Origin of the sequence: Cohnella boryungensis, from assembly GCF_042651945.1 — a bacterium.
In the GTDB taxonomy this organism is placed as follows: domain Bacteria; phylum Bacillota; class Bacilli; order Paenibacillales; family Paenibacillaceae; genus Cohnella; species Cohnella boryungensis.
Map to the genome: position 1 here is coordinate 220,436 of NZ_JBHSED010000040.1, position 26,089 is coordinate 246,524.

The 26,089-nt window shown below is 53.7% G+C and carries 20 protein-coding genes and 3 tRNA genes; 21 read left to right on the forward strand and 2 right to left on the reverse strand.

Features of this window, described 5'->3' with window-relative positions; translation table 11 throughout:
* Positions 1-90 precede the first annotated feature (90 nt).
* The 10 genes from ACFO1S_RS19650 (at position 91) to ACFO1S_RS19695 (ending at position 12,484) form a co-directional block, all read left to right on the forward strand.
* A complete protein-coding gene (locus ACFO1S_RS19650; RefSeq protein ID WP_204601259.1) occupies positions 91-1,344 on the forward strand; it encodes an LL-diaminopimelate aminotransferase in 1,254 nt (417 codons plus the stop codon).
* A gap of 304 nt (positions 1,345-1,648) precedes the next feature.
* Complete coding sequence (pyrR, locus tag ACFO1S_RS19655; RefSeq protein WP_378127492.1) at positions 1,649-2,188, forward strand: bifunctional pyr operon transcriptional regulator/uracil phosphoribosyltransferase PyrR; 540 nt, start codon at positions 1,649-1,651, stop codon at positions 2,186-2,188.
* A gap of 37 nt (positions 2,189-2,225) precedes the next feature.
* Entirely contained in the window at positions 2,226-3,530 is a 1,305-nt protein-coding gene (locus tag ACFO1S_RS19660; protein ID WP_204601260.1) for a dihydroorotase, read from the forward strand.
* A gap of 12 nt (positions 3,531-3,542) precedes the next feature.
* Positions 3,543-4,688 carry a glutamine-hydrolyzing carbamoyl-phosphate synthase small subunit gene (gene carA, locus ACFO1S_RS19665; protein ID WP_204601261.1) on the forward strand — a complete coding sequence of 382 codons (1,146 nt, stop codon included), beginning with the start codon at positions 3,543-3,545 and terminating at the stop codon, positions 4,686-4,688.
* The gene (gene carB / locus ACFO1S_RS19670; protein ID WP_204601262.1) at positions 4,675-7,893 is read left to right on the forward strand and encodes a carbamoyl-phosphate synthase large subunit; all 3,219 of its coding nucleotides are present in this window, start codon (positions 4,675-4,677) and stop codon (positions 7,891-7,893) included. The genes carA and carB overlap by 14 nt, the downstream gene beginning before the upstream one ends.
* A gap of 86 nt (positions 7,894-7,979) precedes the next feature.
* A complete protein-coding gene (gene pyrF / locus ACFO1S_RS19675) occupies positions 7,980-8,714 on the forward strand; it encodes an orotidine-5'-phosphate decarboxylase (protein WP_378127493.1) in 735 nt (244 codons plus the stop codon).
* A complete protein-coding gene (pyrE, locus tag ACFO1S_RS19680) occupies positions 8,711-9,358 on the forward strand; it encodes an orotate phosphoribosyltransferase (RefSeq protein WP_378127398.1) in 648 nt (215 codons plus the stop codon). Before pyrF ends, pyrE begins: the two co-directional genes overlap by 4 nt.
* 666 nt (positions 9,359-10,024) lie before the next feature.
* Positions 10,025-10,963 carry an ABC transporter ATP-binding protein gene (locus tag ACFO1S_RS19685; protein WP_378127399.1) on the forward strand — a complete coding sequence of 313 codons (939 nt, stop codon included), beginning with the start codon at positions 10,025-10,027 and terminating at the stop codon, positions 10,961-10,963.
* A gap of 1 nt (position 10,964) precedes the next feature.
* On the forward strand, positions 10,965-12,080 hold the full coding sequence (locus tag ACFO1S_RS19690) for an ABC transporter permease (RefSeq protein WP_378127401.1): 1,116 nt from the start codon (positions 10,965-10,967) through the stop codon (positions 12,078-12,080).
* 161 nt (positions 12,081-12,241) lie between these two features.
* On the forward strand, positions 12,242-12,484 hold the full coding sequence (locus tag ACFO1S_RS19695) for a hypothetical protein (protein WP_204601264.1): 243 nt from the start codon (positions 12,242-12,244) through the stop codon (positions 12,482-12,484).
* A 422-nt stretch (positions 12,485-12,906) separates the two neighbouring features.
* Here ACFO1S_RS19695 and nagZ read toward each other — a convergent pair whose 3' ends face one another.
* Positions 12,907-14,199 carry a beta-N-acetylhexosaminidase gene (nagZ, locus tag ACFO1S_RS19700; protein WP_204601265.1) on the reverse strand — a complete coding sequence of 431 codons (1,293 nt, stop codon included), beginning with the start codon at positions 14,197-14,199 and terminating at the stop codon, positions 12,907-12,909.
* A gap of 71 nt (positions 14,200-14,270) precedes the next feature.
* Positions 14,271-15,923, reverse strand: a complete 1,653-nt coding sequence (locus tag ACFO1S_RS19705; RefSeq protein ID WP_204601266.1) for a glutamine--tRNA ligase/YqeY domain fusion protein — start codon at positions 15,921-15,923, stop codon at positions 14,271-14,273.
* 233 nt (positions 15,924-16,156) lie between these two features.
* Here ACFO1S_RS19705 and ACFO1S_RS19710 point away from each other — a divergent pair, with 233 nt between their 5' ends.
* From ACFO1S_RS19710 to ACFO1S_RS19760, 11 genes are all read left to right on the forward strand, one after another.
* On the forward strand, positions 16,157-16,957 hold the full coding sequence (locus tag ACFO1S_RS19710; protein WP_204601267.1) for an ABC transporter ATP-binding protein: 801 nt from the start codon (positions 16,157-16,159) through the stop codon (positions 16,955-16,957).
* Complete coding sequence (locus ACFO1S_RS19715; RefSeq protein ID WP_204601268.1) at positions 16,914-18,026, forward strand: efflux RND transporter periplasmic adaptor subunit; 1,113 nt, start codon at positions 16,914-16,916, stop codon at positions 18,024-18,026. Before ACFO1S_RS19710 ends, ACFO1S_RS19715 begins: the two co-directional genes overlap by 44 nt.
* 3 nt (positions 18,027-18,029) lie before the next feature.
* Positions 18,030-20,891: an ABC transporter permease gene (locus ACFO1S_RS19720; RefSeq protein WP_204601269.1), complete on the forward strand. Its 2,862-nt coding sequence runs from the start codon at positions 18,030-18,032 to the stop codon at positions 20,889-20,891.
* 4 nt (positions 20,892-20,895) lie between these two features.
* Positions 20,896-21,783, forward strand: coding sequence for an ABC transporter ATP-binding protein (locus ACFO1S_RS19725; protein ID WP_204601270.1), 888 nt, complete (start codon positions 20,896-20,898; stop codon positions 21,781-21,783).
* A complete protein-coding gene (locus tag ACFO1S_RS19730; protein ID WP_204601271.1) occupies positions 21,780-23,342 on the forward strand; it encodes an extracellular solute-binding protein in 1,563 nt (520 codons plus the stop codon). The genes ACFO1S_RS19725 and ACFO1S_RS19730 overlap by 4 nt, the downstream gene beginning before the upstream one ends.
* Before the next feature lie 151 nt (positions 23,343-23,493).
* On the forward strand, positions 23,494-23,658 hold the full coding sequence (locus ACFO1S_RS19735; protein WP_204601272.1) for a hypothetical protein: 165 nt from the start codon (positions 23,494-23,496) through the stop codon (positions 23,656-23,658).
* A gap of 84 nt (positions 23,659-23,742) precedes the next feature.
* Positions 23,743-23,898 (forward strand): YycC family protein, encoded by a 156-nt coding sequence (locus ACFO1S_RS19740; protein ID WP_204601273.1) that lies wholly within the window; start codon positions 23,743-23,745, stop codon positions 23,896-23,898.
* Positions 23,899-23,962: 64 nt separating this feature from the next.
* Positions 23,963-24,039, forward strand: a tRNA-Met gene (locus tag ACFO1S_RS19745).
* 30 nt (positions 24,040-24,069) lie between these two features.
* A tRNA-Ile gene (locus tag ACFO1S_RS19750) sits at positions 24,070-24,146 on the forward strand.
* A gap of 55 nt (positions 24,147-24,201) precedes the next feature.
* A tRNA-Leu gene (locus tag ACFO1S_RS19755) sits at positions 24,202-24,290 on the forward strand.
* 520 nt (positions 24,291-24,810) lie between these two features.
* On the forward strand, positions 24,811-25,890 hold the full coding sequence (locus ACFO1S_RS19760; RefSeq protein ID WP_204601274.1) for an acyltransferase family protein: 1,080 nt from the start codon (positions 24,811-24,813) through the stop codon (positions 25,888-25,890).
* Positions 25,891-26,089 lie beyond the last annotated feature (199 nt).

Genomic DNA, 26,089 nt, shown 5'->3' on the forward strand with positions numbered 1-26,089 from the left:
CGGCGTAAAAATCCATGGAGATGGAGCTTCTTTTCGGTCATAGTTTGAGAGAAGAATTTGAAACCTGTGACCAGACAAGGAGTGTCGAGAATGAGCGTAGACAAATACCAATCGACCTTTATTCAAGATCAATTTGCTAATCGCATCGGCGGTTCCAATTACGGTAAAGACACGAACATTTATAAATTCGAGAAGATTAAAAGGGCGAAGGCTGCCGCCAAAAAAGCACACCCCGATATGGAGCTCATCGACATGGGCGTCGGCGAGCCGGACGAGATGGCGGACGCGAGAATCGTAGCCAAGCTCGGCGAGGAAGCGGCCAAGCCCGAAAATCGCGGCTATGCGGACAACGGCATCGCGGAATTCAAGCAAGCGGCGGCGCATTATCTCAAAGAAGTGTTCTCGGTTGACGGAATCGACGCCGAGACGGAGGTTCTGCATACAATCGGCGCCAAGCCGGCGCTCGCTATGCTGCCTACCGTTTTCATCAATCCGGGGGACGTTACGATTATGACCGTGCCAGGCTATCCGGTAATGGGCACGCATACGAAATATCTCGGCGGCGAAGTGTACAATGTGCAGCTGACGAAGGAAAATAACTTCCTTCCGGATCTGGATGCAATCCCTGAGAGCATTGCCAAGCGCGCCAAGCTGCTGTATCTGAACTACCCGAACAATCCGACGGGCGCTGCGGCAACGGTGGCTTTCTTCGAGAAAGCGATCGCATGGGCGAAACAGCACAACGTCGTGATCGTACACGATGCTCCATATTCCGCTCTGACCTATGACGGGGTGAAGCCGTTCAGCTTCCTCTCCGTACCGGGAGCCAAGGATGTGGGCGTAGAATTGCACTCCCTGTCCAAGTCGTACAATATGACCGGTTGGCGGATCGGCTTCATCGCCGGCAATCCCCTTATCGTCAAAGCGTTCGGCGACGTAAAGGACAATAACGACTCAGGCCAGTTTATCGCGATTCAGAAAGCAGCAGCTTTCGGTCTGGCGAATCCGCAAATTACCGAAGCGATCTCCGCGAAATATTCGCGTCGCCACGACAAGCTCGTCTCGGCGCTGAACGAAATCGGCTTCAAGGCGGAGAAGCCGAAGGGCTCCTTCTTCCTGTATGTCGAAGCGCCAAAAGGCATTGTCGGCGGACAGCGCTTTGAATCCGCGGAAGACTTCTCGCAATATTTGATTCGCGAGAAGCTGATCTCGACCGTTCCATGGGACGACGCCGGCAAATTCGTTCGTTTCTCCGTCACCTTCATCGCACAGGGAGAGGCGGAAGAAGCGCGTGTCATCGACGAGATCAAGCGTCGTCTGACGGACGTTCAATTCGAATTTTAATCTCCGGAAATTGTTCCGGAATTCCTTGACACTTCATGTCGAACATGTGATAATTACTGTTAATGAAACGGGTACCTTTAATTCAGTCCAGAGAGACTGGCAAGGTGGCGCAGAGTTGACACATATCCCTTGTTCCGCATCGTTGCATGTGATATCGAGCCCTGAGCTTCGATATGGACATGTCATGCAGGTGCGCGCACATGGATATTCTCATCTGACTGAATCCTCCTTGCGTAATCGCAAGGAGGTTTTTTATGTGCAAACGCGTGAAGGAGGGGTCGAATTGTCGGAGTCGCGCGTTATTATGGATGAATCCGCTATTCGGCGAGCGCTGACGCGGATTGCCCACGAGATGGTCGAGAAGAATAAAGGCATTGAAGGCTGCGTGCTGATCGGAATTCGGACAAGGGGCATTTATCTGGCCCGGCGCGTAGCGGAGAGAATTCGGGAGATCGAAGGTCATCCGATTGATGTCGGCGAGCTGGACATCACTCGTTATCGCGACGATCGGCCTCATTCGCCCGATGCCGCCGGAATAAAGCCGGATGAGGAATTGAAGCTGCTCGTGAAAGATAAGCGAATTCTGCTCTTCGACGATGTGCTCTATACCGGCCGCACGATTCGGGCCGCACTGGACGCTCTCATGGATTGCGGCCGTCCGCAATCGATCCAGCTTGCCGTTCTGGTAGACAGAGGTCATCGCGAGTTGCCGATTCGTCCCGATTACGTCGGCAAGAACGTACCGACCTCTAGGCACGAGAAGATCGACGTTTCGCTAAGCGAGATAGACGATACGGATTGCGTGACGATCCTGCATCCGCGGGAAGCGGAGGTCGGACGGTAACCCACCGTTTATTACAGCAGAGGAGGCGGAAGGAATTATGGCGACATGGATTATTAATGCGAAGAAGCTCAACGCGGACAACGGCGAGCTGGAAGTCAGCCACGTTCGTATAGAAGAAGGCGTCATTGCCGAGTGGCGGGAAGGGGCGACGCTGCCCGAGACCGACGGCGCTGAAGTCATCGATGCGGGAGGCAAGCTCATCTCCCCGGGATTGATCGATATGCACGTTCACTTGCGCGAGCCGGGGTTCGAGCACAAGGAGACGATCGCAAGCGGCACGGAGTCGGCGGCGAAGGGCGGATTTACCGTTATCGCGCCGATGCCGAACACCCGCCCGGTCATGGATACGCCGGAAACGATCAAGCTGGTGCTGGACAAAGCGAAGTCGGAAGGGGTCGTACGCGTTCTCCCTTACGCGGCGATTACGAAGAACGAGCTCGGTCGCGAGCTGACGGATTTCCCGGCGCTTAAGGAAGCGGGCGCGATCGGATTTACGGACGACGGTGTCGGCGTGCAGAATGCCCAGATGATGAAAAACGCCATGGCGCTGGCCAAGTCGCTCGATATGCCGGTGATCGCGCATTGCGAGGACGACACTCTGGTGGAAGGCGCTGCGGTCACCGATGGCGCGTTTGCCCGAAAGCATGGCCTGAAGGGCATTCCTAACGAGTCGGAAGCGATTCATGTCGGCCGGGATATCCTGCTCTCCGAGGCGACGGGCGTACATTATCATGTTTGCCACGTGAGCACGGAGCAATCGGCAAGATTGATCCGACTGGGCAAATCGGTTGGCGTGAAGGTTACCGCTGAGATATGTCCGCACCATCTGCTGCTCTCCGACGAAGACATTCCGGACAGCATGGACGCGAATTGGAAAATGAACCCGCCTCTGCGAACGCCGAAGGATGTGGAAGCGTGTATCCAGGCGCTGGAGGACGGCACGATCGACATTATCGTCACCGATCACGCTCCGCACAGCGAAGAGGAAAAAGCGCGCGGGATGGATAGGGCGCCCTTCGGCATCGTCGGCTTCGAGACAGCGTTTCCGCTGCTCTATACCAAATTCGTCCGCACGGGACGATGGAGCCTTGATTTTCTGCTGCGCAGAATGACAAGCGATCCCGCCCGGATCTTCCGTCTTCCGTACGGAACAATGGAAGAGGGGGCGCCGGCGGACCTCGTGCTGATCGATCTGGATAACGAGCGCGAGGTGGATCCCGCCAAGTTCCTGACGAAGGGTCGCAATACGCCGTTTACGGGATGGAAGCTATATGGCTGGCCGGCGTTAACGATGGTTAACGGCCGAGTGGTCTGGACTGAAGAGAACGGCATTAACCGCTAAGGAGTGATTGGGATGCAAGCAAGATTATTGTTGGAAGACGGCACGCTGTTCACGGGAAAGAGCTTTGGCGCCGAAGGCGGCTCTGTGGGAGAAGTGGTGTTTAATACCGGGATTACGGGGTATCAGGAAGTGCTTTCCGATCCCTCTTACTGCGGTCAGATCGTGACCATGACGTATCCGCTAATCGGAAACTATGGCATTAACCGCGACGATTTCGAAAGCATTCGCCCTTACGTTCACGGCTTCGTCGTTCGTCGTCACGAGGACGTGCCAAGCAACTGGCGGGCCCAATATACAGTTGACCAACTGCTGAAGGAATACGGCATTATCGGAATCAGCGATATCGATACCCGGATGCTTACCCGGATTCTCCGTTTGCACGGAACGATGAAGGGCATCCTGACGACTGGCAACGAACGCGTGGAAGAATTGATGGAGCGCATGGGCGCAACCCCATTGATGCGCAATCAGGTGGCGCACACCTCGACGAAGAGCGTGTTCTCCAGCCCTGGGGATAAGGAAAGAATCGTGCTGATCGATTACGGCGCCAAGAGCGGCATTCTTCGCGATCTGACGAAGCGCGGCTGCGATGTAATCGTCGTGCCGCAAGACACGACGGCCGACGAAATTCGCAAGCTTCATCCGGACGGCATTCAATTGTCGAACGGCCCTGGAGATCCGAAGGATGTGCCGCATGCCGTTAACACCATCCGGGAGCTGCTCGGTGAATATCCGATCTTCGGCATCTGTCTGGGACATCAATTGTTCGCTCTTGCCTGCGGCGCAGACACCGGCAAGCTGAAGTTCGGCCATCGCGGCGGCAACCATCCGGTGAAGGAGCTGGAATCCGGCCGCTGCTTCATCACTTCCCAGAATCACGGCTATACAGTCGTGGAGGAATCCATCGCCGGAACCGAGCTGGAAGTTACGCACATTAACAACAACGATAAGACGATCGAAGGCCTGAAGCACAAACGCTATCCCGCCTTCACCGTTCAATACCACCCGGAGGCGGCTCCGGGACCTTACGACAACAGCTATCTGTTCGACCGGTTCCTCCAAATGATCCGCGACAACAAGACAGCCAACCCGGAACGTCCGCGCCAGGCCCAATTGTCGGAGACGCTGAGAGGAGAACTGCTGTATGCCCAGAAATAATGAACTCAAAAAAATTCTCGTAATCGGCTCCGGTCCGATCGTCATCGGACAAGCGGCGGAGTTCGACTACGCCGGTACGCAAGCTTGCCAGGCATTGAAGGAAGAGGGCATCGAGGTTGTCCTGATCAATAGCAATCCGGCAACGATTATGACGGATACGAACATCGCAGACAAAGTCTATATCGAGCCGATCAACCTTGAGTTTGTATCCCAGATCATCCGTCAGGAGCGTCCGGACGGCTTGCTGCCGACGCTGGGCGGCCAGACGGGATTGAATATGGCGGTCGAGCTGGCTCGGGCCGGCGTACTTAAGCAGGAGAACGTTAAGCTGCTCGGTACGCAGCTTGACGCGATCGAGCGCGCCGAAGACCGTGACCTGTTCCGCGAGCTGATGCGCGAGCTGGAGCAGCCGGTGCCGGAAAGCACGATTGTTACGACGGTCGAAGACGCAGTAGAATTCGCGAACGGACTCGGCTATCCGGTTATCGTACGCCCGGCCTATACCCTTGGCGGTACTGGCGGCGGGATTACGATGAACGAAGAGGAGCTTCGCGAGACGGTTGCCAACGGCATTCGCTACAGCCCGATCGGACAATGTCTGATTGAGAAATCGATCGCAGGCCTTAAAGAAGTCGAGTACGAGGTTATGCGCGATGCCAACGACAACTGCATCGTCGTATGTAACATGGAAAACTTCGATCCGGTAGGCGTGCATACGGGGGACAGCATAGTCGTCGCTCCTAGCCAAACCTTGTCCGACCGTGAGTACCAGATGCTTCGTTCCGCTTCGCTCAAGATCATCCGCGCCCTGAACATCGAGGGCGGCTGCAACGTTCAGTTCGCGCTTGATCCGCAGAGCTACCAATATTACGTCATCGAGGTTAACCCTCGTGTGAGCCGTTCCTCGGCACTCGCTTCGAAAGCGACCGGCTACCCGATCGCCAAGATGGCTGCGAAGATCGCAGTCGGCTACACGCTGGACGAGATCGTCAATCCGGTTACGGGCCAGACTTACGCCTGCTTCGAGCCGACCCTGGATTACATCGTGTCGAAGATTCCCCGCTGGCCGTTCGACAAGTTCACGTCCGCGAACCGCAAGCTGGGTACGCAGATGAAAGCGACCGGCGAAGTCATGGCCATCGGCCGTACGTTCGAAGAGTCCATTCATAAGGCGGTACGCTCCCTGGAGATCGGCGTACACCGCATCTACTTGAAGGGCGCGGACGAGCTCTCCGACGATGTCCTTTCCACCCGCTTGAACAAAGCGGACGATGAGCGCCTGTTCCTTGTGGCGGAAGCGTTCCGCCGGGGCTGGACCTTGCAGCAAATTCAGGACCTGACAAGCATCGACTGGTGGTTCCTCGACAAAATCGAGCGCATCGTGCAGCTTGAGGATGAGGTTCGCAGAGAGCCGATTCTTACGCCTGAGCTTCTGTACAAGGCTAAGAGAAACGGCTTGACGGACCGCGCCATCGCCGAGCTGAGAAGCGAAGGCCATCCGAATGCCGCCCTGACCAAGGAAGCGGACGTGCGCGCGCATCGTCTGGATCAAGGTCTGAAGCCGGTTTACAAGATGGTCGATACGTGCGCGGCCGAATTCGAAGCAACGACTCCTTATTACTATTCGACCTACGAGACGGAAAACGAAGTGACGGACAGCGCGAAGGAGAAGATTGTTGTACTGGGCTCCGGACCGATTCGGATCGGTCAGGGCATCGAGTTCGATTACTCTACCGTTCACGCTGTGTGGGCAATTCGCAATGCCGGCTACGAGGCCGTTATCATCAACAATAACCCGGAGACGGTATCGACGGACTTCAGCACGTCCGATCGTCTGTACTTCGAGCCGCTCTTCTTCGAGGATGTCATGAACGTCATCGAGCAAGAGAAGCCGATCGGCGTTATCGTGCAATTCGGCGGTCAAACGGCGATCAATCTCGCCGCGCCGCTCGCCAAAGCCGGGGTGCGCATCCTGGGAACTTCTCTGGACAGCATCGACGAGGCCGAGGATCGCAAGCGCTTCGAGGCGCTGCTTAGCAAGCTGAGCGTGCCGCAGCCGAAAGGCACAACCGTCACCTCGGTAGGCGAAGCGGTCGTCGCCGCGCAAGAGCTGGGGTATCCGGTGCTTGTTCGTCCTTCTTATGTCCTTGGCGGACGTGCGATGGAAATCGTCTATTCCGACGAAGAGCTGCTGTCTTACATGGAAGTAGCCGTGAAAATCAATCCGGAGCACCCGGTTCTGATCGACCGCTACATGCTGGGCAAGGAGATCGAGATCGATGCGATCTGCGACGGCGAAACGGTGCTCATTCCGGGCATCATGGAGCACGTCGAGCGCGCGGGCGTTCACTCGGGCGACTCTATCGCCGTCTATCCGCCGCAATCGCTCTCTGACGATATCAAGCAGCAAGCGATCGATATTACGATTAAAATCGCCAAGGAGCTCAAGACGATCGGTCTGGTCAATATCCAGTTCGTCGTCTGGCAGGAGAAGGTGTACGTGATCGAGGTCAACCCTCGCTCTTCCCGTACGGTGCCGTTCCTGAGCAAGGTAACGAAAATTCCGATGGCCAATCTGGCTACTCAGGCTATTCTCGGGAAAAAGCTCAGCGATCTGGGCTACCAGGAGGGACTGTGGCCGGAGGACGAGTTCGTTTCCGTCAAGGTTCCGGTCTTCTCCTTCGCGAAGCTGCGCCGCGTTGACCCGACGCTGACGCCGGAGATGAAATCGACCGGCGAAGTCATGGGTCGCGATCGCTTCTATGCGAAAGCCCTGTTCAAAGGCTTGGTAGGCTCCGGCATGAAAATTCCGAATTCCGGCGCGATCATCGCTACGGTTGCCGACAAGGATAAGGAAGAAGCCATCGAAATCTTGAAGGGCTTCTACAATCTCGGCTACAAGCTGTTAGCAACCGGCGGTACCGCGGACGCTCTGGAAGCGGCCGGTCTTCAAGTCCGCCGCGTCAACAAGCTGTCCGACGGCTCGCCGAATATCCTGGATCTGATTCGGACGGGACAGGCGCAATTCGTCGTCAATACGTTGACGAAAGGCAAGACTCCCGAGCGGGACGGATTCCGCATCCGCCGCGAGGCGGTTGAGAACGGCGTCGTCTGTCTGACGTCGCTCGATACGGTCAGCGCGCTCTTGAACATGCTTCAGGCGCTGCGTTTCTCAAGCGAGCCGATGCCTGCATTCCAAGCTTAAATCCAGCAAGCCGCCCGGTCCTCCAGCATGTGGGGATCGGGCTTCTATATGACAAAGACGGCCAATGAGGAGGATTTAGCGTGACATTGCTGACTCGGGATCAAGCAGCGAGCAAGATCATGGTAGCGCTGGACAAGCCGGATGCGAAATCGGCGCTGGCGGTAGCCGAGCAATTGCAGGGCTCCGGCTGCTGGGTAAAGGTCGGGATGGAGCTGTTCTATGCCGCAGGCCCTGCCGTCGTTAAGGAACTGAAGAGCAGAGGGTTCCGCATTTTCCTGGACTTGAAGATGCACGACATTCCCAACACCGTCCAGGGAGGGGCAAGAAGCATCGCCAGGCTTGGCGTCGATCTGTTTAACGTGCATGGGGCAGGCGGCCTTGCAATGATGGCGGCCGCCGCCAAGGGTGTCAGTCAAGCTTTGGAGACGGGCGACATCGACAAGGCTCCGATGGTCATCGCGGTTACGCAGCTGACGAGCACGAGCCTGCAGGTCCTGAACGAAGAGATCGGGATTTCCGGCTCGGTCGAGGACGCCGTCATTCACTACGCCAGGCTGGCTCAATCCGCAGGGCTTCAAGGCGTTGTCGCATCTCCTCTGGAAGTCGCTGCGATTAAGAAAGCCTGCGGAAGCGGCTTTGTTACAGTAACGCCAGGCATTCGTCCGCTTGGCTCGGATGTCGGAGACCAGACTCGGGTCACAACGCCTCGGGACGCCGTCGATCTCGGCACCGACTATCTTGTCATCGGACGCCCGATTACGGCTGCAAGTCGACCCGCTGAAGCTTTGGATACTATTCTTAAGGAGATGACCTTATCATGAGCAAGCCTACCGTTGAACAATTGCCGGCAGCTATCGCAGGCCACCTATTGGAGATTGGCGCAGTTCACCTCCGGCCTAACGAGCCTTTCACTTGGACGTCGGGCATAATCTCCCCGATTTACTGCGACAATCGACTTACGATGAGCTATCCGGAGATTCGGGATTCTATCGCGGAAGGCTTCGCAACGCTGATTCGCACGCATTATCCCGATACCGAGGTTATTGCGGGCACGGCTACGGCAGGCATCCCGCATGCCGCTTGGGTAGCCCAGAAGCTTAATTTGCCGATGGCCTATATTCGCGATAAAGCCAAAGGCCACGGCAAGCAGAATCAGATCGAAGGGCTGATCAAAGAGGGACAGAAGGTCGTCGTCATCGAGGATTTGATCTCGACCGGCGGCAGTTCCCTGAAAGCGGCGCTTGCGGTCATCGAAGCGGGCGGCGACGTACAGAGCGTGCTGGCCATCTTCACCTATCAGTTCGCCCAAGCCGAGCTGGCTTTCCGCGAGGAAGGCATTGAGCTGCAAACGTTGTCCAACTATTCCGCATTGGTTGAAGAGGCGCTTCGCCGCGGTATAATTACGCAGTCTGATATCAACTTGCTGCAATCCTGGAGAGACAATCCTCAGGCTTTCGGAAAATAGTTCTTGATTACCGGTTAAAACGGATGAAAAAGAAGAGGGGTTGTGCTAATATTGGTTCAATAGAACCAACTCGAATGGGGTCATCTTATGTCGTATGAACTACATGTAGCTCATTGTCCAGAGTGTGGCAACGTATTTCAGAAGAATGCCCGCAATCTATGCGCCGGCTGCGCGGAACACCAGGATACGCAGATGGCTGCGGTCCAGAAGTTCTTGCTCCGCAACCGATTCGCGACCATGGATGAGCTGGCATCTGCGACTGCCTTGACTACGGAGAAAATCCGTTCATGGATTAGACGCGGCAAGCTGCCCCTATTCGACTACCCTAATCTTTCGGACCGTTGCGACCTTTGCTCCGCGCCGATCCGCAGGGGACATCTATGTGTTTCCTGCTCATCGAGAATAAACGAGGATATTCGCCGAACGCTGGACCGGGAGCGTGTATCGAAGGAAAGATTGCGCGTGACCCACAGCTATATGCACAGAAAGTAAATTCCATCTAAGAGATCGCCGCGCGGACACCCTAACCGCGCAGGCGATCTTTTTTTCGTCCAATCCCGCTTGACTCGGTCTGGAGACCGAGCCAAAGACATCCCGAGGACGGTAGAGACGCGAGCCGGCTTGAGTTACAATGATGCTATAGCAATAGAGCTGGAAAATAGAGGAGTGAATGACTTGTCCATTCTGGAAGTGAAAGGCTTGCGGAAAGCTTTCGGCGCGGTCAGAGCCGTGGAGGAAATCAGCTTTTCGGTGGAGCAGGGAGAAATCTTCACGATCATCGGTCCGAACGGCGCTGGCAAAACAACAACGCTGGAAATGATCGAAGGCATGCAGATCCCGGATTCGGGCACGATTGAGGTTGCGGGAATGACCTGGGACAAGGACGCGGAGCGCATTAAAACGATTATTGGCGTCCAGCCCCAGTCCAGTGCGATGTTTGAACTGCTGACACTGGAGGAAAACCTCGCTTTGTTTGCTTCCTTCTACCCCCATTCCAAATCGACAGCCGAAGTGCTGGAGATGATTAATCTGACCGAGCACCGCCGGAAAAACGTGAAGTCGCTCTCGGGAGGTCAGCGTCAGAGGCTGGCTATCGGCCTTGCGATGATCAGCGATCCGCAAATCATTTTTCTGGATGAGCCGACGACCGGCCTTGATCCGCAAGCGCGCCGCAATATTTGGGACATTGTGCTGAAGCTGAAGGAGCTGGGCAAAACGACGATTCTGACCACGCATTACATGGAAGAAGCGGAGAAGCTGAGCGACCGTGTTTGCATCGTGGATCAAGGCAGGGTAGTTACGCTCGATACGCCTGCGAGACTCATCGATCGTCTGACCGAGGAGCGGGAGGTCCGGCTGTTTTTCCAGGACGGAGAAGCTGCGGCGCAGGATACGGAGCAAGCAGCTCGGCAAGATGCCACAGTCGTTCGGACATTGCTGGAGGGTTCGGCGCTTAAGCTGTGGTCCATACGCCCGGAGGAAACGCTTTACGGGGTGTTCGGCTTCACGAAGGAGAAAGGCTATAAGGTCGAGCAAGTGTCCATTCGCGAGATGAGCCTGGAAGACGTATTCATTGCCTTCACGGGCAAGGAATGGAGGGATTAGATTGAGCAACCGCAAGCAATTGGGCAAATTATTCGGCGCGCAGATCAAAATGATGTTCCGGGAGAAGCAAGTCTGGTTCTGGAACCTCTTCTTCCCGGTAATTCTGATGGTGATCTTCATGGTCATTTTCGCGGGAGGCGGAGGCAGCGATTTCAAAGCCAAGATCGCGGTCGTCAAACCTAGCGCCAACGAAACCTCCGATATGATGGAAAGCTATCTTCGTCAAATTCCGGTGCTGGAATGGGAGTCCGGGCAGCTGGTCAGCGGGGAGCAAGCGGACGCTTGGGTGAAGGAGAAGGACGTGGATGCGGTTATCGTTCTTCCCGAGGCGGAGGCTGCAACTTTACGGCTGATCGTTAACAAAGAAAACGAAACTAGCGCTACTACGCAAGCGTTGACGGGAATTCTGGATCAACTCGTGCAGCAAACGAACTATAAAGTGGCCGGAATCGAACCGATGTTCCATGTCGAGAAAACCTCCGTCACAAGCGGCAGCGAGGATTTAAGCTACGTAGACTTCCTGCTGACGGGCATGATCGCGCTGGCGATCGCGCAAGGGGCGCTGTTCGGCATGGTGGACATGGTTGAAATGAGGCGCAAAGGCTTGCTGAAGAGACTTCGGCTGACCCCCGTAAAAATGGGGCTGTTCGGAGTGGCCGGCATGATGGTGCGCTTTATTCTCGGAATCGTTCAGATTGTACTGTTGACGGCAATCGGCGTATTCGGATTCGGCGCCAACCTGCATGTGGACTTCGCTTCGCTGCTCGTTGCCTTTTTCGTCGGAGCTTTGGCCTTTAATGCAATGGGTTACTTGTTCTCGTCGTTCAGCAAGTCTATCGAAGCTTACATGGGAATGGCGAATATCGTGAACTTCCTGATGATGTTCTTGAGCGGAATTTTCTTTCCGACCAGCGGATTTCCGGAGTGGCTGGTGCCGGTATCGCATGCTCTGCCATTAACGTATTTTGTCAACAGCATTCGTGACGGCATGGTGTATGGCGAAGGAATCGCCAACAGCGATTTCTGGATGGGGATCGGCATCATGGGCGTCTGGGGGATCGTGGCGTTCCTGCTGGGGGCTCTGATTTATCGCAAAGCCAAGATCGAAGTTCGGTAACTCGAAGCCGCTCGGCAAGAGGCCTCCCGGGTGCGCGAAAGCGCCGAAGGGGGCCTTTTTTCATACGGAGGGGGTTTCGCCCCGGGACAAACGGGTAATAAAAAGGAATGGAGTTGCATACTCTATGAAGAAAAACGATAGATAGAGAGAGGTTGATTGCAATGAAACCATCCTACGAACAGTTGCTGGCTACGACCGACGACTTATTATACCGTGTACGGATATACGACAGAGAACTTCTCCATTGCGACGAAATTTTGCGCATGGACGAAATGCATGCTTCTCTGGCGCGCAACCGCTGGCTGGCGGAAAACGGGCCGATGCGAGAGCGGGCGGTCGAGACGCTGACCCGAATGAAGTACCGTCTTGTTACTCTGCTTGAGGACCTGCTGTACACCGCGTAAATGGTATCGTCTCTCCTTATTATCGCCATTATCCCTTTCGCTCAGTAAGGTTGAGCTCGGGTGAAGCCCCTATAGCTAGGCGCAGTCCCGTCTGCTTATGACCATTATCCCCTTCGCTCAGGCCGCACTCGGTCACACCATGGCTCTAAGAGGAAAACTGCCAAAAAGTTGTCGGCACTGAGCCAAGGGGATAGTGGCGATAGGAGCAGAGTATGAGAGGGGGCGAGAGATACCTTTTACTCCCAATCTGAAGCCGTAAGCAAAAGAGGGAGCCAGCTTCGTGCCGTGAGTCCGAGTACGAGAAGGACTGCTCAATTGACCTGTATGCTGCAATCTGCAAAAACCCGAAGGAACCTTGTCGAATCAAGGCTCCTTCGGGTTTTAACGTTTGCATAGCTCCTGCGATGCGGGACATAGGCGAGCTACAGCCGCTCCAGCCATGCGCGAATCTGCTCGTTGGGGAGGTCTTCGGGCTTTGGTACGGGAATGGAGGCATCGCTGAGCTGGTACTTCAGCTTCAGAGCGAGGATGCGGCGGACGCTTTCATCGATGCGAGCTTCGGATACGCGTCCTTCGCGAACGGCCTGCAGCAGCTTGTCGTACACTTGCTTCCCGGTATCGTAGCCATGGGCGACAAGAATAATATCCGTTCCGGCTTCGACCGATTTTAATGCGGCGTCCTCTATGCCGTAGTGATCGGCGATGGCGCCCATCGTCATGTCGTCGGTAATGACGACGCCTTCAAACCCCAGCGCTCCTCGAAGCTGATCTCCGATGATGATCGAAGAGAAGGAAGCGGGCGCGTCGGGATCGATGAGCGGAAATAGAATATGGGCGACCATCACCGCATCCACGCCGCTCTCTATCGCCGTTTGAAATGGAAGCCACTCCATCGCTTGTAGTTGTTCGGTTGTTTTACGGACGACAGGCAGGTCGAGGTGGGAGTCTACGGAAGTGTCCCCATGGCCCGGAAAATGCTTCACGACGGCAATTGCGCCGTTTTGCTGAAGTCCTTTCATTACGGCGACGCCCATGCTTGTAACCACATCGGCGCGATTGCCGAAGGAGCGGCTTCCGATGACGGGATTTTTCGGATTGCTGTTAATGTCGAGAACAGGCGCGAAGTCTACGTTAAATCCCATCACCTTCATTTCCGCCGCAAGCAATGCCCCCATTTCTTCCGCCAGTTTGGGATCGCCGGTCTTGCCAACCTTTGCGGCATCGGGGATGGCCGTGAAATCCTTAGGCAGCCGACTGACCTTGCCGCCTTCCTGATCCACGCTCATGAAGAGCGGAGCGGGATTGCCTTCGTTCGCTTTTTTTAGCTCGTTGACGAGACGAACGGAGCCTTCCAGGTCGGAGAAATTATTTTTGTACAAAATAATGCCTCCTACATGCTGCTCGGTAATGAGACGGTTCATCTCCTTGTCCATCTCGGTGCCGTCAATGCCGACCAGAAGCATCTGCCCGATCTTCTGCTCCAGCGTCATGCTCGTCAGAATGGCTTGTGTCGGATCTGGTTCGACAATGGGAGACTCGGCAGGCTCGGGAGACGAGGCGGACGGCGTCGCGGGGGCAGAGGAGGGGGAGTCGGTGAAGGTCGGCGCGTCGCTTGGAGAACTCCCGCCGTTCTCCTTGTTCGCACAGGCGGCGGAAAGCGCGAGCAGCAGACCAAGAACGACAATTCCCGCTCGCCGCGTCCAGAATTTGTTCATTGCGGATCAGCCTCCATTTAAGCAAAGGGCCCCCGCCCCCCGTGAATGGGGTTCGGGAGCTCCGAGTGCTGTTAAATTTCGAACGAGCTTTTTAAGGATACGATGCGGTTAAAAACCGGACGCTCAGGGGTCGAGTCCTTGGGATCGACGTTGAAGTAGCCATGACGGAATAACTGGAATTTGTCCCCGCCTGCGGCCTCCTTCATCCCGGGCTCCACGAAGCCCTCCTGCACCTGCAAGGAGTCAGGATTGAGATGATCGAGGAAGCTTTGCCCGTCCTCTTCCGATTCCGCCGTAATCAACGGCTCGTAGAGGCGGAATTGAGCCGGCACCGCATGGGAAGCCTCCACCCAGTGAAGGGTTCCCTTCACCTTGCGTCCGGTAAAGCCCGAGCCGCTCTTCGTCTCGGGGTCGTAGGTGCAGCGAAGCTCGATGACATGGCCTTCGGCGTCGTGCACGACTTCCTCGCATTTAATGAAGTAAGCGTGCTTCAGTCGAACCTCGTTGCCCGGATACAAGCGGAAATACTTCGGCGGCGGATTATCCATGAAATCGTCGCGCTCGATATAGATCTCCCTGGAGAAAGGAATGCTGCGGTGACCCATCTCCGGGTTCTCGGAATTGTTTTCGGCTTCCAGCCATTCGACCTGACCTTCCGGATAGTTCGTAATGGTTACCTTAAGCGGTTGAAGAACGGCCATCGTCCGTAGAGCTTTCAGCTTAAGATCCTCACGGATAAAATGCTCAAGCATGCGCTCGTCCACGATGCCGTAGCTCTTCGCTACGCCGATCTCCCGGCAGAAGGCCCGAATCGCCTCCGGCGTATACCCTTTGCGGCGCAAGCCCGAGATCGTCGGCATGCGCGGATCGTCCCAGCCGTCCACGGCTTTCTCGTCAACGAGCAGCTTGAGTTTTCTTTTGCTCATGACGGTATTGGTGAGATTCAGCCGGGCGAATTCGTATTGACGGGGCACCCAAGGCATCTCGCATTCGCGGATGACCCAGTCGTAGAACGGACGTTGGTCTTCGAATTCGAGCGTGCAGATGGAGTGGGTTACGCCTTCGATAGCGTCCTCAAGCGGATGAGCGTAGGCGTACATCGGATAGATGCGCCAGGCGTCGCCCGTATTGTGATGATGGGCATGCAACACCCGGTATAGGACAGGGTCGCGGAGATTGACGTTCGGCGAAGCCATATCGATCTTGGCGCGCAGCACCTTCTGGCCGTCGGCGAATTCCCCTTCCTTCATCCGGCGGAACAGATCGAGATTCTCCTCTACGGAGCGGTCCCGATAAGGGCTTGCTTGACCCGGAGAGGTCAACGTCCCCCGCGTCTCGCGAATTTGATCGGCCGTCTGGTCATCCACGTAAGCCAAGCCTTTACGAATCAGCACGACGGCCCGCTCGTACATCTCCCCGAAGTAATCGGAGGCGAAGAACAAGCCATCCCAACTGAAGCCGAGCCATTCCACATCCTGTTTGATGGATTCGACGTACTCCACGTCTTCCTTGACGGGATTCGTATCGTCGAAGCGCAGGTTCGTTCTGCCCTTGAATTCATCGGCAAGCTCGAAGTTCAGGCAGATCGATTTGGCATGGCCGATGTGAAGGTATCCGTTCGGCTCTGGAGGAAAGCGGGTAACGATCTCCGCAACCTTCCCCGATGACAGATCCTCGGATACGATGTTTCGAATGAAGTTCGATGACGACGTCTTAGTTTCCAAGCGGACCAACCTTCCTCACAATGACAAGTTATATCCTCTAATAATACACAAAAAAGCTGCTTCTTATAAAGGGAAAAGCGAAAAAAACGCGAATTGTCGCAGAGAGTCGAAAACAGGGAGAAGGGATGACGATCTTTCTTCTAAAAAAATGATAAAGATTTAATTTTTTCAGTAACTTTTCAGCGAGAACGCTCGTTATAATCATTGAAGAGTTTGGTAAGGGAGGAAATGGAATGCTGTCATGGCTAAGCCGAGGCTCCTCGGCGGCTAAAACGGATGAACAACAGGAAGCCCGGGCCAAGGAAACCGACAAGCCGTCGGCAGCGGCAAATTCGGCCGAACGAGCGCGTTCAAGCGAGCCGTTGCTGACGGTTCGTAACGTAGAACGTTCCTTCGATGTCGGCAGCCAGAAGATTAAAGTGCTCAAGGGCATTAACCTCAGCCTTTATCCTTCCCAGCTTGTCATGCTCAGAGGGCGTTCGGGCTCCGGCAAAACAACGCTGATGAATCTGATGGGGGGATTGGATACGCCGACGCAGGGCGAAATCTTTTTCCGCGATCGGCCGTTCCACAAATGGGATGACGACAAGCGCACGGAGGTGCGCCGCAAGGATATCGGCTTTATTTTCCAAGCGTTCGCCTTGATGCCTTTGCTCTCTGCTTACGAGAACGTCGAATTGTCGCTCAGAATGGCCAATACTCCCCGTTCGGAATGGAAGTCCAGGATTACGTCCTGCCTCGATCTGGTCGGACTCTCCAAGAGGATGCATCATCGACCGTTCGAATTGTCGGGAGGCGAGCAGCAGCGGGTAGCCATCGCCAAAGCGATCGCGCACAAGCCGAGCCTGCTGCTTGCGGACGAACCTACGGCGGAGCTGGACAGTCAGATGACCGCGCAAATTATGCAAGTGTTCAAGGAGGTCGTCGCGACCGAGAACGTGTCGATCTGCATGACGACACATGACCCTACGATTATGGAGGTAGCAGACCATGTCTATGAAATGGTGGACGGCGTATTCGTCGACAATAGGTAAGGGCAACGAGAGGAGACGCGGAAGCTTCAAGAAAAGCAGCGTGCTTGCCGTTCTGGCGCTATCCGTGGCGCTGACGGGCTGCAGCATGCTTCCGAGCGAGCCGGAGGAGGAAGACCTGTCGGCCATTCAGCTCCCGAAAATCTCGGAGAAGCCCAAATACGACGTAGTGACCAAGACGCTGGAGACGAAGGCCTCGGGCTCAGGCAAAGTGATGTCTACGCAGGAGAAGCAGGTCTATTTTACTTTGGAAGGCAAAAGATTAAAGAAGCTTTACATAGAAGCCGGTCAGAAGGTGGAAGCGGGGCAAACGCTCGCGGAGCTTGACGTAGACGATATGAAAAAAAATCTGCGTAAGGAGTCGCTGTCGTTCAAGCAGCTTGAGCTTGACATGAAGAAGACGCTCCGCGAGAAGGACTCGATGGACCCGATCGAGTTCGAGCAGAAGACGCTGCAATTCGAAGAGTCGCGTCAGGCGCTGTCCGATATGCAGGAGGACATCAACAAGGCGGTTCTCACGGCTCCGTTCTCCGGAACGGTTGTCTCGGTCTCCGTGCAGGAAGGCAATTCGATCAAAGCGTACGACACGATCGCCGTTATCGCCAATCCAAGCAGCCTGATCGTTGCGGCGGAGCTGTCCAAGGATGACCTCGCAAAGGTATCTCTTGGCATGGAGGTTGTCGTAGATATCAATAATGCAGGCCAAATAAAAGGAAAAGTCAAACAGCTGCCGATTCCGTCCACGAACAATCAGAATGGAAACGGCAACGGGAACGGGAACGGGGCAAAAACCGACAGCATCAACAACTATTTGCTCGTCGACATCGCCAAGCTGCCGAAGACGGTAACGAGAGGTACGCCTTTGTCCGTATCCGTTATTATCAACCGCAAGGAAAACGCAGTCGTCATTCCGCTTGCGGCGCTTCGCACCATCGGCGCGCGCACTTATGTGCAAGTGGCTGAGGCCGACGGCAGCAAGCGCGAAGTGGACGTAGAGGTCGGGCAGCAGACATCGACCGACGCCGAGATTTTGAACGGCTTAACGCCAGGACAGAAAGTCGTAGGGCGGTAAGCGATGAACGCGCTGATTCGGTTTCTCTTCCGCAAAATGTGGAACACGCGCTGGATGACGCTCAGCACGCTTGCCGGATTGTTCGTCGCCGTTGCTTTTACGACCAGCATTCCGATGTATGCGGACGGCGCTCTCAAGAGGGTCGTGTCGCAATCGCTGCAGGACAATAGCGAGGGCATGCCGGCAGGGTCGATGCTGATTCGTTACCAGTCTACAGACGGCAAGACGGATATGGAAAGCTTCAATAATGTAGACCAGTATATTCGCGAGGATGTGAGGGCCGATATCGGGTTCCCGGTGGAGGTCTCGCAACGAAGCCTGATGCTTCGCGGCTCGGAGGTATCGCCAGAGGATCCGACGAAGGTGGATGCGAGCCGTACGCGGAAGCTTACAATCGCGGCGTTCGGCGGATTGAAGGAGCAGGTAGAGCTCGCGGGCGGCAAGTGGTTCACGGATGCTTCTGAAGCCGACGGCACGATTCAGGCGGTGATGATGGAAGAAGCGATGTTCCGGAACGATCTGCACGTTGGAGACGTTCTTCTGTATCCGACGTCCGGAGGGTCCAACACCACGTTGCGGGTTCAAATCGTAGGCTCGTTCAAGCCTGCCGACGAGAACAGCGATTATTGGTATCAAGGGCTCGAAGGGCTCATCAACAATCTGTACATCGCCGAGCCGGTCTTCCTGAACGATCTGACCGGCAAGATGAAGCTTCCGATTCAGATCGCAAGCTGGTATTCCGCTTATGATCTGCGGGAGATTCAAACGAGCCAATTGTCCCCGTTAACTAGCAAGTTGAACCGGGTCGACATTGAGGTGTACAAGAAGCTGAAGGATACGCGGCTGGAGCTGAGCTTCGCCAGCATGCTCAGCGACTTCCGCCGCGACAGCATCCAGTTGCAGACGATGCTGTTCACGCTGGCGGCGCCGATGATTGCAATGGTCTTTTACTTCATCACCATGAATACTCAGCAAGCGCTGGAGAAGCAGCGTTCCGATATCGCGGTGCTGCGCAGCCGCGGCGCGAGCACGAGGCAGATATTCATGCTGTTCCTGATTGAGGGTACACTGCTTGGCATTGTCGCCTTGCTGGCGGGACCGCTCTTCGGCTGGTTTATGGCCAAGAGTATCGGTTCGGCGAGCGGGTTTCTGCAATTCGTCGATCGCAAGGCCATTCCGGTCGGATTCTCGACGGACGGCGTGCTCGCCGGAGTCGCAGCGGTCATTGTGGCCATTGCGGCCACGGTCATTCCGGCGCTGCTATTCACGCGCACGTCGATCGTCGACTACAAGCGGCAGATGGCTCGGGGAGACCGCAAGCCTTTCTGGCAGAAATGGTTTCTCGACGTTATTCTTCTGGGCGTGGCCGGCTATGGCTGGTATCTGTTTAACGAACGGCAGATGGTGTCCTTCAAGACGGGGATGACGACGGATCAGTTGAACGTACAGCCGTTTTTGTTCTTTGTTCCGGCCATTACGATCTTTGCAGCGGGGCTTTTCTTCCTGAGGCTGTTTCCGCTGCTGCTGAAGCTGTTCAATCTGATGTGGAAAAGAATTCTGCCTGTTTCGTTCTATCTGACGCTTACGCAGCTGTCCCGTTCCGCGAAGTCGTATTATCCGTTAATGATTTTGCTGATCCTGACACTCGGTCTTGGAGTGTATAATTCCTCCGCAGCTCGTACGATCGGGCTGAATTCGGAAGAGCGGATTATGTACAAATACGGGACGGACGTCGTCGTTAAGACGGTGTGGGAAGGAACCCCGGAAATCAAGACGCCTACCCAATCGCAGGGAGGCGGCAGTGGCGGGGGGCAAGGCGGCGGTGGAGGCGGAGGCAACGGCAATCGTCCAACGCCGACGAAGTTTACGTATAATAACGAGCCTCCGTTCGAGCTCTTCCGTTCCCTTCCGGGCGTCGAGCACGCCGCTCGCGTGCTGCAGACGAAGAGCAGCTTGACAGTGTCGGGCAAGACGGCAGGGCAGGCCACGATCATGGGCATCGACAATGTTGATTTTGCCCGGGTCGGCTGGCTGCGCAAGGACATGTACAAGATCAATCCTTACAAGTACCTGCAATGGCTTGGCGATGTGCCCGAGGGAGCGTTCGTCTCCTCCAATGTGGCCAAGAAATTCGATTTGAAGCGCGGGGATACGGTTCAGACGGTCATTCAAGAGCAACCGATCGAATTCATCATTCTCGATGTTATTCCTTACTGGCCTAACTTGTATCCCGATCAGGCTCCGTTCCTGATCGCGAATCTGGACTACATCTACGATCAAGCGCCGATGACGCCTTATGATGTCTGGCTGAAGATGGATCCGGATGCGAAGGTGCCGGAAATCATTCCGGCGCTGCAGGACAAGGGAGTCGAGATCGCCTCGATCAAGAGCATGCGTTCCGAGTTGAGCACGCAAAGCAAGCATCCGGCGCGAGGCGGCGTATTCGGGATTCTGAGCTTGGGATTCCTCGTGACGATAATCGTATCGCTGTCGGGGTACATTCTGTTCTGGTTTTTCAACTTGTCCCGCAGGGTTGTACAGATCGGTATATTGCGTGCGATGGGCTTATCCCGCAAGCAGCTGACGGGGATGCTGCTGCTGGAGCAAGTGTTTACCGCCGGACTGTCGATCGGCCTCGGGATCGGAATAGGCAAGCTGACGAGTCTGTTGTTCCTGCCGTTCCTGCAGACGACGGACAACTCGTCCAACCAGGTGCCGCCTTTCCGAGTCGTATTCGAAGCTACGGATACAAACAGGCTGTATATCGTCGTCGCCGTGATGATGACTATCGGGATTGCGCTTCTCATTACGCATATCAGACGCTTGAAGGTTCACCAGGCCGTCAAGCTCGGAGAGGAGCGATAAATCGATGATTACATGCGAAGGTCTTGTGAAGATTTACAAAGCCGACGATCTGGAGGTCGTTGCGCTGCAAGGCTTGAACTTATCCGTCAAGCCGGGCGAGATGATGGCGATCATCGGCAATAGCGGAAGCGGCAAGTCTACGCTGCTGAATATTCTCGGCGGACTTGACCGTCCTTCCGCCGGCCAGGTGCAGGTCGGACCTTGGAATCTGCTGAAGGTGAGCGACGATGATCTTGTCAAGTACAAGCGCGACACTGTAGGATTTATTTGGCAAAACAACGCACGCAACCTGCTGCCCTTTCTCACCGCGCTTGAAAACGTGGAAATGCCGATGATGTTCTCAGGCAAGCTTGATCGCGCCTATGCAAAGCAACTGCTGGAATGGGTCGGCCTCAAGGACCGCATGCACAACAAGCTTCAGCAGTTGTCCGGGGGCGAACAGCAACGGGTGGCCATAGCCATCTCCCTGTCGAATCGTCCCCAGCTTCTGCTGGCCGATGAGCCGACGGGGTCGGTAGACTCTCGTACCTCCGATATCATTATGGATATTTTCCGGAAATTTAATCGTGAGCTGGGCCTTACGATTGTGATCGTCACCCACGATCTGTCGCTTGCAGGCAAGGTTGACCGTGTCGTCGCGATTCGCGACGGGTTAACGAGCACCGAGTTCATCAAGAGAAATCCGAATCTAGATCATTCTCAGCCTCTTGGCGGTCAGACGCCGGAGGAGGCGCACGAAGCGTTCGTTGTCGTCGACCGCGTCGGAAGGCTGCAGATTCCGAAGGAATACTTGTCGGCGCTCGCGATCGGAGACAAAGCGACAATGGAATTCGATGGAGACAAAATCGTCATTACGAAACCTAAATCCTTAGAGGAGGATGAAACCGCATGATTACAAAATCAAGCCGTATCCGCAAATGGGTACTGACCGGAATGACCTTATCCCTATTCGTACCCCTGCTGGCCGCATGTAACACCGACAAGGGGAAGGACGATCCGGACAACCGGCGCACGCTCCGCATCGGTACGATGTATGGAAGCAAGTCCGACGAAACCTGGTTCCGTCAGCAATTTACCGACATGTTCGAATTTACGCATTCGAATATCGACATTGAAGTAGTTCCGGCAATCGATTATTCCGAAATGCAATTCGAGGACCAATCGAAGCAGCAGGAGCCGGTCGATCAGATGGCCAAGCTGAAGGAAATCATGACTGGCGCCAATCCGGTTGACGTTATGATCATCAACGATCTGTCCATGCTTGGCCAATTGTCCAACGACAATATGTTGAAGCAGCTGGATACGCTGATCAAGGAAGATAACATGGATATTAACGAATTCGTGCCGACGGTAGTTGAAGGGATCAAGGAGCAAGGCAATGGCTTCCTGTACGCCCTGACGCCAACCTTCTCTCCTTCTGCGCTGTATTACAACAAGAAGATATTTACCAAAGCCGGCGTCGATTTCCCGACAGACGGCATGAGCTGGGACGACGTGTTCAACTTGGCCACGCGTCTGAAATCGGGCACAGGCAAGGATTCCGTATTCGGCTTCTCCTTCAATCAGTGGGGAGCGGGCGATAACTTCTGGGATCTGCAAAATTTCATCGCTCCGCTGCAATTGAGAATGTTCGACGACAAGGGCGAGACGATGACGGTGAATACGCCGCAATGGCAAGCCGTGTGGGAGCGAGTCGTTCAATTGAACAAGGATCGTGTGACGCCGAAGCAGGAAGATATGCAATACGATGAACCGATGGGCGACAACTATCGTTATAATCCGTTCCAGGGCAGACTGTTCATGAATGGTAAAGTTGCGATGACGTTAGGCGATTACAGCATGATCAACGATATTCAACAGCTGAACGACAACAGCGACAAGCTGAAAATGGAGAAGCTGGATTGGGATGTCGTAACGGTACCGTTTCACGTGGGCAAGGAAGGAATCGGCGGCAACATCTACTTGAGCCAACTGGCCGGAATCAATGCTAACGCGGCCAATCCGGACGACGCTTGGGAGTTCATCAAGTTCATGAACGGCAAAGACTGGGCTAAGCTCAAGGCTCGCAGCACCTACGAGATGTCTGCGCGCAAGGAATTCATTAAAGTACGCGACGGCATGAGCTACAATGTCGAAGCCTTCACGAAAATGAAGCCGGCTCCGGTCCAGAATGCATCGCTTAAAGATCAGAATTTGCTGCGCGAGAAACCGAACTTGAATCTCATTAATGAGATGGGTTCCATGATCTACTCGCAGGTAATGCAAGGCAATAAGACCGCCAAGGAAGGCCTGGCGCTATGGGAAGAGAAGGGGAATGCGCTGCTGCAAAAAATCAAAACGAATCCGAAGGGTCAAATCGAGGATGCGTTTAACGGGATCAACGATAACGCCGGAGGCGGCGGAATCTCTCTTGAGAAGAGAGCGATCATGGAAGCGGCAGGAGTAGAGTAACAATATCCGCTGCCAAACAGGTCGAGCCAGGGGCAGAGGCGCCCTTGCGCTCGGCCTGTTTGTTTTTAGATCGATAGCCCGATAACGATTCAAATTCGGCAAAGCCGCGCATGCTATATAAAACCAGCATATGGTCAAGGGGGATTATTAAATGAAGTGGGTATATTGGTCACGACTGTACGACAGTAAATTTCAAGCGGGATGCCTCGTTCAACGGATGGAGCATGACAGTTGGGTATTCGGTCTTGACGTGCCGCAGGAGATCGAGGTGTTTCGGTCGAGGAAGGGCAAGTATGGCGTGCGTTACATGCCTTGACAGCCGCTGTGAGCCTATATTGGCAATCCATGGTGTTCTATGCTAAGCTGGTGCCTAGAAGCAGCTTAAGGGAGGAACACAGTGATGAGAAGAATGCCATTGTCGACGGAAACTGCTGTGAAGCTGGCGGAATATATGAAGGTGCCGCTCGAGCATCTAATGCACATGCCGCAGCATATTTTGTTGCAGAAGCTTGGAGAAATGGCTAAAGCGCAGGAAAATATTAAAAAAAGCGATTGACTTTAGAGCGTATTATGTAGTATATTATTACTTGTCGCCAATAATTTAGAAGTGGTAACAACGACGCGGGGTGGAGCAGCCCGGTAGCTCGTCGGGCTCATAACCCGAAGGCCGCAGGTTCAAATCCTGCCCCCGCAACCAATTCAATAATCAAACTCTGGACCTATACGGGGGCCTTTAGCTCAGTTGGTTAGAGCGGTCGGCTCATAACCGATTGGTCGGGGGTTCGAGTCCCTCAAGGCCCACCATGTGAAATCAAGAGAACATGGCAGTGAGCGTTGCCTGGAAAATATCGCTTCTCATGCCGGGGTGGCGGAATTGGCAGACGCACAGGACTTAAAATCCTGCGGTACGTGAGTACCGTACCGGTTCGATCCCGGTCCTCGGCACCACTAAGTAATTCCCGTTATAACAACGCTCTACCTAAGCTAACCCGACTGGCAAACAGAGCGAAAATGTTGGTATAAAACGGTTCGTGAAATGAAATTCCTACGGCACTTACTCCGAGATATATGTACAAAAACAAACGCCATAACCGGGTAAAATTAGCCTTCACGCTAAAATCACGGTGAAAGGTGTTTTTATTATGTCCAGAGTAAAACGTAGGAAGAATGCGGTTGCGGTGTCCGGTTATGACGCGTCCAAGCTAGCGGGCGAGTCCGAGGACTACGACGTTGCTATTACGACATTCATCCGAAACTGTAAAATCCGTAATCTGACGGAGTCTAACAAGCTCACTGATTAACGGCTGGAATGAAAGGTGTTCGCGATAGTCCACACGCGTTCCGGCATACGGGCGCGAAAATGTTTTTACGACGCCTATATCGAGGTGAGTTGGTAATGGTTGACTATTTAACTTCTACCCCCGATACTAAATGAATGTATATTAGTAACTTCGGGGGAGACTTTAAGATGGTATCAAACAGTAAATCCGCATCAAACAGTAATAATCCAGTAATAACACGCCATTATTCTCTTGATGGAATCAGAGGCATGGCGTGTTCAATGGTACTTATAAGCCATATCTTCGGCAATCAGTATAAAATGTGGTTCGGTGGACTTGGGAAAATGGGTGTTTGGTTATTCTTTGTTCTCAGCGCATTCTTACTGAGTAACTATTTCTTTTCGAAACCCAAACGTTCGCTCGATCCATTGGAATGGGTCAACTATTTTACAAGACGTTTCTTGAGAGTATTTCCGATCTTTATCATCGTTCTTGTTATTTACCGATTGGATTATTTCCTTGTAGAAAATGATCAATCATTTATCGATCACATACTTTTAAAAGTAGGAAATGGCCACTTTTGGACAATTCCAGTAGAGATGAAATATTATATACTTTTACCTATCGTAATAGTTTCAGTAATCTACTTATTCAGTTTGAATTGGCTATTTTCGGTCGTTGGTTTGGCTGTTCTTATTTGTTTGCATCAATGGTCAATTCCGGCAGAAGATACTCAGATTGCTAGTATTAGTTTGATGACTTATCTGCCTGTATTTGTTTCAGGATCAATAGCGGCGCTTATTCATACTAAGTTAATCGATATATGTATTCCCAAAAAGATAAGGCTATTCATGGATGTTATTGCTTTTATAATAATTGCTGCAATCATTATTTCTTTGCCAGCTGTTTTCTCTGAGTTTTTTGTCCAAATTCCATCTACTTTCTATGACAAAAAGTTTATTTATTATGGAATCTTATATTCGATCTTCATTCTTTGCGTCATGCATGGACAAGGGTATTCCCGAAAATTGTTTGAATCGAAAGTGTTGAGATATATTGGGATTTACAGTTTCAGTGCCTACCTAATCCATCCGATTATTTTGTATAACGTTCGCAAGTATATTCCGGATGTAACGTTAATGGGTGTCATTATCATGGTTGTCACTATTATTATTAGCTCAACCATTCTATATCATGTTTTTGAAAGACCATTCACGAAAATAAATATATTAAGTTCAAGAAAAAAGAAACTAAATATTGCACAGTAAGATCATTATGTGCAGCAAGGAAAAGTAAAATAAAATCAATATATAATTTGTGTTCAATATTGTTTATTCGCGGATCTACATCCTTCATCAGTCAAATTGTAGTTTTTTTAGATTAAAAAGAGCACATTAACTTGTGCTCTTTTTAAATTGTCATCTATTAGAAGTGTGTCATTTGTGGAAAGGTCAGTAGATAACGTTG